At 64.1% G+C, this 10,030-nt stretch carries 15 protein-coding genes; 12 read left to right on the top strand and 3 right to left on the bottom strand.

Annotation, left to right across the window (positions count from 1 at the left end; genetic code table 11):
* Positions 1-93: 93 nt before the first annotated feature.
* The 7 genes from cobT (at position 94) to ACEQXE_RS06030 (ending at position 6,347) form a co-directional block, all read left to right on the top strand.
* The gene (gene cobT / locus ACEQXE_RS06060) at positions 94-1,917 is read left to right on the top strand and encodes a cobaltochelatase subunit CobT (RefSeq protein WP_370178045.1); all 1,824 of its coding nucleotides are present in this window, start codon (positions 94-96) and stop codon (positions 1,915-1,917) included.
* Between the two features lie 2 nt (positions 1,918-1,919).
* A complete protein-coding gene (locus ACEQXE_RS06055; RefSeq protein WP_370032349.1) occupies positions 1,920-2,267 on the top strand; it encodes a hypothetical protein in 348 nt (115 codons plus the stop codon).
* Between the two features lie 65 nt (positions 2,268-2,332).
* On the top strand, positions 2,333-2,734 hold the full coding sequence (locus tag ACEQXE_RS06050; RefSeq protein WP_370032351.1) for a VOC family protein: 402 nt from the start codon (positions 2,333-2,335) through the stop codon (positions 2,732-2,734).
* Positions 2,735-2,797: 63 nt separating this feature from the next.
* A complete protein-coding gene (locus ACEQXE_RS06045; RefSeq protein WP_370178043.1) occupies positions 2,798-3,475 on the top strand; it encodes a nitroreductase in 678 nt (225 codons plus the stop codon).
* A 42-nt stretch (positions 3,476-3,517) separates the two neighbouring features.
* Complete coding sequence (gene cysS, locus ACEQXE_RS06040) at positions 3,518-4,975, top strand: cysteine--tRNA ligase (protein WP_370178042.1); 1,458 nt, start codon at positions 3,518-3,520, stop codon at positions 4,973-4,975.
* A gap of 50 nt (positions 4,976-5,025) precedes the next feature.
* On the top strand, positions 5,026-5,412 hold the full coding sequence (locus ACEQXE_RS06035) for an endonuclease domain-containing protein (RefSeq protein ID WP_370178041.1): 387 nt from the start codon (positions 5,026-5,028) through the stop codon (positions 5,410-5,412).
* Positions 5,409-6,347 carry a D-2-hydroxyacid dehydrogenase gene (locus ACEQXE_RS06030; RefSeq protein ID WP_370178040.1) on the top strand — a complete coding sequence of 313 codons (939 nt, stop codon included), beginning with the start codon at positions 5,409-5,411 and terminating at the stop codon, positions 6,345-6,347. Before ACEQXE_RS06035 ends, ACEQXE_RS06030 begins: the two co-directional genes overlap by 4 nt.
* 66 nt (positions 6,348-6,413) lie before the next feature.
* Here ACEQXE_RS06030 and ACEQXE_RS06025 read toward each other — a convergent pair whose 3' ends face one another.
* Together ACEQXE_RS06025 and ACEQXE_RS06020 are read right to left on the bottom strand one after the other, a co-directional pair.
* On the bottom strand, positions 6,414-6,782 hold the full coding sequence (locus ACEQXE_RS06025; RefSeq protein WP_370178039.1) for a hypothetical protein: 369 nt from the start codon (positions 6,780-6,782) through the stop codon (positions 6,414-6,416).
* Positions 6,772-6,960, bottom strand: coding sequence for a hypothetical protein (locus tag ACEQXE_RS06020; protein ID WP_370178038.1), 189 nt, complete (start codon positions 6,958-6,960; stop codon positions 6,772-6,774). Before ACEQXE_RS06020 ends, ACEQXE_RS06025 begins: the two co-directional genes overlap by 11 nt.
* 101 nt (positions 6,961-7,061) lie before the next feature.
* Between ACEQXE_RS06020 and ACEQXE_RS06015 the strand changes: the two genes are divergently transcribed.
* From ACEQXE_RS06015 to ACEQXE_RS06005, 3 genes are all read left to right on the top strand, one after another.
* Positions 7,062-7,760: a helix-turn-helix transcriptional regulator gene (locus ACEQXE_RS06015; RefSeq protein WP_370178037.1), complete on the top strand. Its 699-nt coding sequence runs from the start codon at positions 7,062-7,064 to the stop codon at positions 7,758-7,760.
* 151 nt (positions 7,761-7,911) lie between these two features.
* On the top strand, positions 7,912-8,373 hold the full coding sequence (locus ACEQXE_RS06010; protein WP_370178036.1) for a hypothetical protein: 462 nt from the start codon (positions 7,912-7,914) through the stop codon (positions 8,371-8,373).
* A gap of 9 nt (positions 8,374-8,382) precedes the next feature.
* A complete protein-coding gene (locus ACEQXE_RS06005; RefSeq protein WP_370178035.1) occupies positions 8,383-8,577 on the top strand; it encodes a helix-turn-helix transcriptional regulator in 195 nt (64 codons plus the stop codon).
* Positions 8,578-8,587: 10 nt separating this feature from the next.
* Here the strand turns inward: ACEQXE_RS06005 and ACEQXE_RS06000 are convergent, their stop codons facing one another.
* Positions 8,588-8,989, bottom strand: a complete 402-nt coding sequence (locus ACEQXE_RS06000; protein ID WP_370178034.1) for a cytochrome c — start codon at positions 8,987-8,989, stop codon at positions 8,588-8,590.
* Positions 8,990-9,196: 207 nt separating this feature from the next.
* On the opposite strand from ACEQXE_RS06000, the gene ACEQXE_RS05995 reads away from it, so the two are divergent.
* On the top strand, positions 9,197-9,601 hold the full coding sequence (locus tag ACEQXE_RS05995; RefSeq protein WP_370178033.1) for a hypothetical protein: 405 nt from the start codon (positions 9,197-9,199) through the stop codon (positions 9,599-9,601).
* Between the two features lie 100 nt (positions 9,602-9,701).
* A partial coding sequence (locus tag ACEQXE_RS05990; protein WP_370178044.1) for an MBL fold metallo-hydrolase occupies positions 9,702-10,030 on the top strand: 329 nt, incomplete at its 3' end.

Raw genomic sequence — 10,030 nt, 5'->3', positions numbered from 1 at the left:
TGCTCTTCCGATCTGTGCTGACCGACAAGGGGATCGAGGGCTTCCTGAAAGACTGGCAGTCCACCGGGCAGTCGATCCTGTAGGGGCTGAAAGCTGAGCGAAGAGACCCCTCTCGACCGGTTCAAACGGGCGCTGACCGGCGGCGCGCGGGCGATCGCGCGCGAGCCCGAGGTTGAGGTCGCATGGAGTGCGGACCGCCCCGGCGCGGCGGGCAAGAATTTTCGCGTACCTCTGCCCGGCCGCCAGCTGCCGCCCGAGCAGGCCGCCGAAGCGCGCGGTTTTGCCGATAGCTTCGCGCTCAAGATCCGCCTGCACGATGGCGCGCTGCACGATTCCGGAGCACCCGGCGATCCGGTCGCGCGCGCCGTCTACGACGCGGTCGAGCAGGTCCGCTACGAAGCACTGGGCGCGCAAGGGTTCGCGGGCGTGGGCGAGAACCTCGCCGCGGCAACCGAGCTGCGCGCTGCCAGCGATCCGATTGCCCGCGCCACTGAAGCGCGCGACGTACCGCTCTCCTCCGCCGTGTCGCTGATGATGCGCGAGGCGCTGACCGGCCAGCCGATCCCCGAACGCGCGAGGAAGGGCGTCGATCTGGTCCGCAAGTTCGTGAACGAGCGCACCGGCGGCGATTTTTCCGCATTGGCGGACAAGCTGGACAACCAGCGCGCATTCCAGGAACTCTCGATCGAGATGCTGCGCCAGCTCGACCTCATCCAGGGCGCGGACACCTCGCCCGAGGATGCGGACGAGGAGGGCGATGACGAAGACGGCGAAACGCCTGAAGACGACACCGACGAGGACGAGGGGGGCGACCAGTCGCCGCAGCAATCGCCCGAAGCCGCCTCCGAAATGGCCGAAGGCGAATCGGACGATGATGGCGAGGCGGAGCTTTCCGAAGAGGAAGGCGACAGCGACGATGCGGGGGACGACGGCGAGGAGGGCATGATGCCCGTGCGCCCGAATCGCCACTGGACCGACATCCCTGACGATTTCGACTACAAGGTCTATTCGAAGAAATTCGACGAGGAAATCGCGGCGACCGAGCTGTGCGATGCCGAGGAACTGGACCGGCTGCGCACCTATCTCGACAGCCAGTTGACGGGCCTGCAGCACGTCGTCACCCGGCTTGCCAATCGGCTCCAGCGGCGGCTGATGGCGCAGCAGAGCCGCAGCTGGGATTTCGACCAGGAAGAAGGAATGCTCGATGCCGCGCGGCTGGCCCGCGTGGTCGTCAGCCCCGGTCACTCGCTGTCCTACAAGCGCGAGCGGGAGACCGAGTTCAAGGACACGGTCGTCACCCTGCTGATCGACAATTCGGGCTCGATGCGCGGGCGCCCCATCTCCATCGCCGCGATCAGCGCGGATATCATCGCGCGCACGCTGGAGCGGTGCGGGGTGAAGACCGAGATCCTCGGCTTCACCACACGCGCATGGAAGGGCGGGCATACGCGCGAGAAATGGCTCGCCGATGGCAAGCCGCAGCAGCCCGGTCGCCTCAACGACCTGCGCCACATCGTCTACAAGCAGGCCGACGAGCCGTGGCGCCGTGCGCGCCGCAATCTCGGCCTGATGATGCGCGAAGGGCTGCTGAAGGAGAATATCGACGGCGAGGCGCTGATGTGGGCGCACACCCACCTGCTCGCCCGGCCCGAGGATCGCCGCATCCTGATGGTGATCTCCGATGGCGCGCCGGTGGACGATTCCACCCTCTCGGTGAACCGCGCAGGCTACCTGGAGGCGCACCTGCGCAAGGTGATCGACTGGATCGAGAAAGCCAGCCCCGTGCAGCTGGTCGCCATCGGCATCGGCCACGATGTGACGCGCTACTACAAGCGCGCAGTGACGATCATGGATGTCGAACAGCTGGGCGGCACGATGATCGGGCAGATGGCCGACCTGTTCGAGGTGGAGGGGTAGGCATGGAGACGGTGACGCTCTGGCGACCGACGGGCCCCGAAGAACTCAAGTTAGTCGAAGAATCGGGATGGACGGCATGGCCGCCGCGTCTTCCCGAGCAACCGATCTTCTATCCGGTTACGACGGAAGAGTACGCGGTGAAGATCGCCCGCGACTGGAATGTGCCTGCGAGTGGCTCCGGCTTTGTGACCCGGTTCAAGGTTCAAAAAGACTATCTCGACAAGTACGAGGTGCAGGAAGCCGGTGGCAGAGCCCATACCGAGTATTGGATCCCTGCCGAAGACATCGACGCATTCAACGATGCGATTGTCGGCAAGATCGAGGTGGTTCGGAGCTTTCCCGAAGAATGATCTCATCGATTTGCCGCATGGCTTTTGCTGGGTTACAGCAGTAACTCACCACGGGGAGAGCGGCAATGGAACTGGGTGCGTTTTCGATCAGCCTTGCGGTGCAGGACCTCGCGAAAAGCCAAGCCTTCTACGAGAAGCTGGGCTTTACGAAGACCGGCGGCGAGGGCGGCTATGCGATCCTCGTCAACGGCAGCACGATCATCGGTCTTTTCGAGAAGATGTTCGAGAAGAACATCCTCACCTTCAATCCCGGCCTCACCAATGATGCGGAGCGGATCGCGAATTTCGCTCCGCTCGACGATTTTACCGATGTGCGCGACCTGCAGGCCGAACTGGAAGCCAAGGGCATCGCCTTCGCCCAGCGCGCCGATGCCGGTACCGATGGTCCGGCCTCCTTCGTGATCGAGGACCCGGACGGCAACCCGATCCTGGTCGACCAGCACTTCCCGCGTCCCGGCAAGGGCTGACAAGGGCGCCGTGTCCCGGCACGGCCCTTGGCGCAAGAGGGTAGACCCGCTAGCCACGCGGGCATGAGCCAGAACCCCATGTCCGTTTCGCAAGCCGTCACTTCGCGCCGTTCGGTGCGCGAATTCCTCGATACGCCCGTGCCGCTGGAAACCATCCGCCGCGTCATGGACACCGCGCGCTGGGCGCCATCGGGCTGTAACTACCAGCCGTGGGAAGCGACCATCCTGACCGGCGAGCCACTCGCCGCCTTGCGCGAAAAGCTGCGCGCTGCACCCATGCAGCAACCCGACTACGACTGGGACGCGCCCAAGGCGGAGGATCGCTACAAGCGCCGCCTCTACGAACTTTCCGCCAGCATGTTCGAATCGCTCGGGATCGAGCGCGATGACAAGGCGGGCCGTGCCGCCGCGACGGGCCGCAACGTGGTCAGCTTCGGCGCGCCCGTCCTCCTGCTGTGCTATTTCCCGCGCCTAATGAAGGAGGCGCAATGGTCCGACACGGGCATGTGGCTGCAGACAATCATGCTTCTGCTGCGCGAGGAGGGGCTCGATTCCTGCCCGCAGGAATTCATGGCCTACTACGCCGATCCGATCATGGAGCACATCGGCGTCTCGCAAGACACGCACCGCTTCTTCTGCGGCATGGGCATCGGCTATCGCGACCCGGATGCGCCGGTGAACAGCTTCGATCGCAACCGCATTCCGCTCGACGAGCATGTGCGTTTCGAAGGCTTCGAATAGGGATCGCTTGACGCGCCATGCGCCGCGCGTAAGTCCGCGCGCATGACCGACACGCCGCAACTCAAGCTGTTCAACAGCCTGACCCGCCAGCTCGAAACCTTCGAGCCGATCCACGATGGCGAGGCGCGCGTCTATACCTGCGGGCCGACGGTCTATAACTACCCGCATATCGGCAATATGCGCGCCTATGTGTTCGCGGACGTGCTGGGCCGCACGCTGCGCTTTCGCGGTTACGACCTCACCCACATCATCAACATCACCGATGTCGGCCACCTGACCGACGATGCCGATGCGGGCGAGGACAAGCTGGAGAAGATGGCTGCGCAGCAGAAACAGTCGATCTGGGACATCGCCGCGCATTACACGGAGGCCTTCAAGGCGGACGTGAAGGCGCTCAACATCCGCGAGCCCGCGCAATGGTCTGTCGCGACCGACTATATCGAGGAGATGATCGACTTCGCGAAGGCAATCGAGGGCAAGCACTGCTACCAGCTGGAGAGCGGGCTCTATTTCGATGTCTCGACCGTGGAGGACTACGGGCGGCTGGCGCGGGCGCAGACCGAAGAAGGCGAGAGCCGGATCGGCGATGTAGAGGGCAAGCGCAATGCCGCTGACTTCGCGATCTGGCGCACCACGCCCGAGGGCGAGACGCGGCAGATGGAATGGGAGTCCCCGTGGGGTCGCGGAGCGCCGGGCTGGCACCTCGAATGCTCGGTGATGGGCGGCAAGCTGCTCGGCTTTCCGTTCGACATCCACACCGGCGGGATCGACCACCGCGAGATCCACCATCCGAACGAGATCGCGCAGAACCAGGCCTTCTGCGGGTGCGGCGGTCTTGACGAGGCGACGCACTCGGGCGCGCGCATCTGGATGCACAACAACTTCCTCGTCGAGCGGTCCGGCAAGATGAGCAAGTCTTCGGGCGAGTTCCTGCGGCTGCAACTGCTGATCGACAAGGGCTATCACCCGCTCGCCTACCGGATGATGTGCCTGCAGGCACACTACCGCAGCGAACTGGAATTTTCGTGGGAGGGGTTGGGCGCAGCGCTGACACGACTGAAGCGGATGGTGATGTCGGTGCAGCCTCTGCGCGACCTTGCGGAAGAGGGAATTGCAGCTTCGACAGGTCCGAAGGTTGAGCCGCTCCTCCTTCGGTTCATCGAAGCAATATCGGATGATCTCAATACCCCCGTCGCGCTCACTGCTCTTGAGGACATCCTCGCACTCAAGAAGGTCGACTCGGGTGAGAAGCTGGCAGCGGTGGCTGGGTTGGACGGCGTTCTCGGCCTCGACCTGCTCGAACTCTCTCGCGAAGATTTGCGCATCCGGCCCAAGGATGCGCAGATCACCGAGGCCGAAATCGAAGACGCGCTCGCCCGCCGCAAGGCTGCGCGGGCGGATAGGGACTTCGCCACTTCCGATGTGATCCGTGACGAACTTACCGCCAAGGGTGTCGAGGTGATGGACGGCGATCCGCTCGGCTGGGAGTGGAAGCTCTGACAATCCCCCTCCCGCTTGCGGGAGGGTTAGGGGTGGGCAATAGTCGAGAGGTGCCGAACTGGACCCACCGAGACACCAAGCGCGCCCGTGAATTGCGGAATGACGCAACACCTGCAGTGCGTGAGCTCTGGAAGCACCTCGCGAAGTCGCAACTTGGCGTGAAATTCAGTCGGCAAATGCCGGTAGGGCCCTTCTTTGCCGATTTCCTGTGCCGCTCACGTAAGGTGATCGTCGAACTCGATGGGTTCTCGCACGATGTGCAGCCGGAGCGGGATAGGTCGCGTGACGAGTTGCTGCTTCGCGAGGGATACCGAGTTCTGCACTTCTCAAACGAGGACGTACTCGGCAATGCAGAAGGTGTGATCGAAATCATCCGCCAAACGCTCCAGCAGGAACCCACCCCCGGCCCCTCCCGCAAGCGGGAGGGGAGCGCATGACCACCGCCGTTCTTTCCGCGCTGATCCGCCCGCTGGTCGAGCCGCGCCTGCCCGACTGGGTCGAGCCGCTGTGGTTCACCAGCCAGGAAGAGGCCATCGAGCTGGCGCCGCGCGCAGAGATCGGCTGGTTCGACTTCACCCAGCCCGAGCCGATGGTCGATACGGTGACTGCCGCGACCGGCCTGAAGTGGCTCAACTCGATCTATGCCGGGCTCGATTTCCTGCCGCTCGACCTGCTGCGCCAGCGCGGCACCATCGTCACCAACGGGGCGGGGATCAATGCGATCACCATCGCCGAGTATATCGTGATGCTGATGCTCGCGCACGCCAAGGGCTACCGCGAGGTGGTGCGTGCGCAGGGCCGGCACGAGTGGCTGCTCGACAGTCCGGGCAAGCGCGAATTGCTGGGCGAGCGGGTGCTGCTGTTCGGTCTCGGCGCGATCGGATCGCTCGTGAAGCCGCGCCTCGAAGCCTTCGGGATGGAGGTGGTGCCGGTGCGCCGCTCGGGCGCAGAAGGCGCGCTGAAGCCCGATGAATGGCGCGGCGAGCTAGGCGAGTTCGACTGGGTAATCCTCGCGCTGCCTTCCACGCCCGAAACCCGCCACATGATCGGTGCGGACGAGCTTGCGGCGATGAAAAGCAGCGCCGTATTGGTCAACTTCGCGCGCGGCGACGTGGTGGACCAGCAGGCGCTGGTTGCGGCGCTGGAAGCCAAGAGCATCGAAGCCGCGCTGCTCGATGTGACCGACCCCGAACCGCTGCCCGAGGATCACCCGTTGTGGCAGCTTGAGAACGCGCAGGTCACCATGCACCTCTCGGGCAGGGCGCAGACGAAGATGTTCCAGCGCAGCGCCGACCGTTTTATCGAGAACCTGGCGCGCTGGCATGCGGGCGAGCAGGTCGCGCCGCAGATGGATCTCGCGCTAGGCTATTGAACGTGACAAAGCCTGAGGCCTGACACACCTGACACAGTGTCATGGCACCAAAAACCCGCGCACAGATCACGCATCTTCCAGCACCAGGAATTCGCAGGTGACGACAAGGCGCGGGCCCGAACCATCCGCAGCCTCCAGCACATGGTCGACCGCGCAGATCGTTGCGTCGGCCACCAGCCGACCGGGCAATGCGAATTCGTGATCGGGCAGGCACGCGATGAGGGCTTCGCCGCCCTCGATTGCCTCGGGCCCTTCGAAGGCGATGCGCAAGCTGTGGCGCGTGCCGGCAAAGGTGATGCTGGCCCAGCTGCGTTCGCGATGCTCGATCACGGTCCCGTGCCCCAATGCGAGATTGCGCAAGGCGTTTTCTAGCCGCCCGGCATGGCCGCGACGGATCGGCGGGGCTGGGGCGGGGGAGATGGGATCAGCCCGCATGTTCGGTCTCCCGCCATGCGTTCATGAAGCCATCGACGCGAGCCTCCGTCCCAGTGCGCGGGATGCGCCCGTTGCGCAGGTCCAGCACGAAGCGCGGATCGTGCGCCGCCAACCGCCCGAATTTCGTCGCGGGCATGTCGAATTCCCGCAGGAACTTCTCTATCCTTCGAATCAGCATATTTTCCCTCATCGTGACCGAATCATTTGCCGCGGTGAAGGATTGCTCGCCCCCGAAATCCTACTTGTCTAGGAAAAATCTTTTGCTATAGGAAAATGCGTATGAGCGAAGACCCCGCACCCGAGCCGCCGAGCGGTGGCGATGCTGCACGCGCCCGGCTGCTGGAGCTGGCCCATGCGCGCGGCTCCAGCCTCGCCGGGCTTTCGGCGCTAATCGGGCGCAATTCCAGCTATCTCCAGCAGTTCATCCGCAAGGGCAGCCCGCGCAAGCTGGAAGAGCAGGACCGGCGGACACTGGCGGAGTTCTTCGGGGTGGACGAAAGCGAGCTGGGCGGGGTGCCCGATAGCGCGAAGGATAAATCCTACGCATCATCCCGGGGAGGCGCCTTGGGCGACGAGGACATGTACGCGATCCCGCGCCTCTCCCTCGCCGCCGCCGCCGGGCCCGGCCAGTTTGCGGGCGGTGAGGAACCGTTCGACAATTTCGGCTTTTCGGGCCGCTGGCTGCGCGAGAACGGGTTCGATCCCAAAATGCTCTCTGCGTTGACCGTGGAGGGCGATTCGATGGAGCCGCTGCTACGCCACGGGGACGAGATCCTGGTCGATCGCGGATCGCGGTTCGAGCGTGACGGGGTGCACGTGGTGCGTATGGGCGATGCGCTGATGGTCAAACGGCTGGCGAGCGCAGGGGCCGGACGGATCGCGCTGCTGAGCCAGAACCTCGCCTACCCGCCGATCGAGGTTTCGCTGGAAGAGGTCGATGTGCTGGGCCGTGTGGTGTGGAAGAGCGGGCGTTTGTGAGATCATCGCACCTGCCCATCCGGCGGCAACACGCTTGACCTCCGGACCGAATCATGCAAAGCAAACCTGTCACTAAGACAAGGCTGCTTGGTGTAGTGCCAAATACTATTGGCATGCACTCCAGCGGCGATCGAACCGCAGGGAGATGCGCATGACCACGTTACTGAACTCCGGAAGCAAGAAATGGGCGCTGGCACTCGCCGTGCTCGCTCCTGCAAGCTTTCTCGCCGCGATACCCTGGCTGAAGGACCAACCCGACGGCATCGTTTACCTGTTCGCCGGTATCGCCGCGACAATCACGGTGCTGGCCAGCTTTGCGCTGGCGGTGATCGAGGACCGCAAGATGGATGAGTGGCATCGCACCGCCTCGCGCTTCGCCAGCCAATGGGGCTGGATCACGGGTGGCGGGATTGTTGCGATCCTGCTGGCCCTGCCGCCGGTTCACGGGGCGATTATCGGATTGAGCGCAACGATGGCCGGGATCCCCGATCCCGATCCCACGCTGGTCGTGATGGCCTTCACGCTCGGCTTCATGGCGGTCGTGCTGGCGCAGGCGCTGTGCACGATGGTGCTGAGCGTGATCTGGCGTGCGCGCAAGTCGCGCTCCGAGTAGGGCTGCCGCGTGAAGAACACGATCAGGGTGCTGCGCGCGGAGCGCCGGTGGAGCCAGGCCGAACTGGCGGAGCGGGTGGGCGTGTCGCGCAACTCGATCAATTCGATCGAGAACGGGCGCTACGATCCCTCGCTCTCGCTGGCCTACGCCATCGCCGATGCGTTCGAGACAGGCGTGGAAGACGTGTTCCTGCGGGGGCAGTGAATGCCTGCGCTCAGGATGGCGGAGCGCGGTAGTCCGGGTCCTGCAAGGAGATCATGTAGTCGGCCACGAGCCGCACGTCCTCGTCATCCAGCCCCACATCCATGATGTCCGGGTAGTTGTGCGCATCGCGCAGGTAGGCAGTCAGCGTTGCACGGGTCAGCCCTTCGCGGTTGGCGATGGCGGGGAAGGTCGGCGCTTGCGGGAGCGGGGAGAGAGTACCCGGCGCCACCGCATGGCAGCTGCCGCACACCGCGTTCACCAGCATCGGCACGCCATCTTCGTCCGTTTCGGCTAGAGCGGCGCGCTGCTGCTTGGTCGTGGCCGAGCCGACCGGCGCTTCGGGCTTGGTCGACTGGAAGCCGGCAAGGACTAGCGTGCCGACCGACGCGAACAGGACGAGATGGGTTTGCATGATGACTTTCTCCCCCGACATTCCATTGGCGGGATACTCGCGCTCGGCGCGGCAATCAAACCGGTTCGAGCCCCCCCTGTGAGAAGGCCTGCCGAGGTGGCAGGCCGGTCCGCCCTCGACGAAACCCGTCGGCTCGCCATCCGGGTTGATCCCGCACGACGACTGGCTAGCCTAGGGATAACAACCGGACGAGAAGGGGTGAGAACTATGATCCGATCCAAGCTTGCCGGCCTGGCTGCCATCGGTGTTGCGGCAATGGCTGTGTCGATAATGGTGGGCGACGATGCTCGCGCATACCAGAGCAGTGACACGCTGGATGTCAACGAGGCGGTGCAATGCATCGCGCAGTCGAGCAGGATCGGAGGCCATCAGAGTGCGACCAGTCGATGGTCGTCAGCCGTGGAATCCTGGAGGAGCTACGGCGTGTATTCGGACCAGGAAGAGTCCAGGTTCAAATCGATGGTGGCTGCGATGAATCGATCGAATGCAGGGATCAACTCGGTCATCAGGCAGTACAACCGTGAGTGCGAGGGCGTGAGAATGACGCGAAGCATGCACCAACAGCTGTGTACGGGCGTCAACAATAATTTCTGCCGGTCTTTCGACTTCTGACTTTTCGGCCACGAATTCGGCTCGGCTGGCCTTGTCTGCAGACCACTGGTGATCCATTTCCTTCCATATGACCGAAACGACCTCCCCCCGAATGTCTCCCATGAAAGCCGCGATCCTGCCGGTGACGCCGCTGCAGCAGAACTGCTCGCTGATCTGGTGCACCGCCACCAACAAGGCCGCGCTGGTCGATCCCGGCGGCGATCTCGACAAGCTGAAGGCGGGCGTTGCCAAGGCGGGTGTGGAGCTGGAGAAGATCCTCATCACTCACGGCCATCTCGACCATTGCGGGCAGGCGGGGATGCTGGCCAAGGAACTGGGCCTGCCGATCGAAGGCCCGCACGAGGCGGACCGATTCTGGATTTCGCGGCTGGACGATGATGGCGCCCGCTGGGGCATGGAGGCCGCAAGTTTCGAGCCCGACCGCTGGCT

The sequence above is a fragment of the Alteriqipengyuania sp. genome (assembly GCF_964222115.1).
Classification (GTDB): domain Bacteria; phylum Pseudomonadota; class Alphaproteobacteria; order Sphingomonadales; family Sphingomonadaceae; genus Alteriqipengyuania.
Note: the sequence above shows the minus strand (reverse complement) of the source record. Positions and strands in the feature narration are given on the sequence as shown.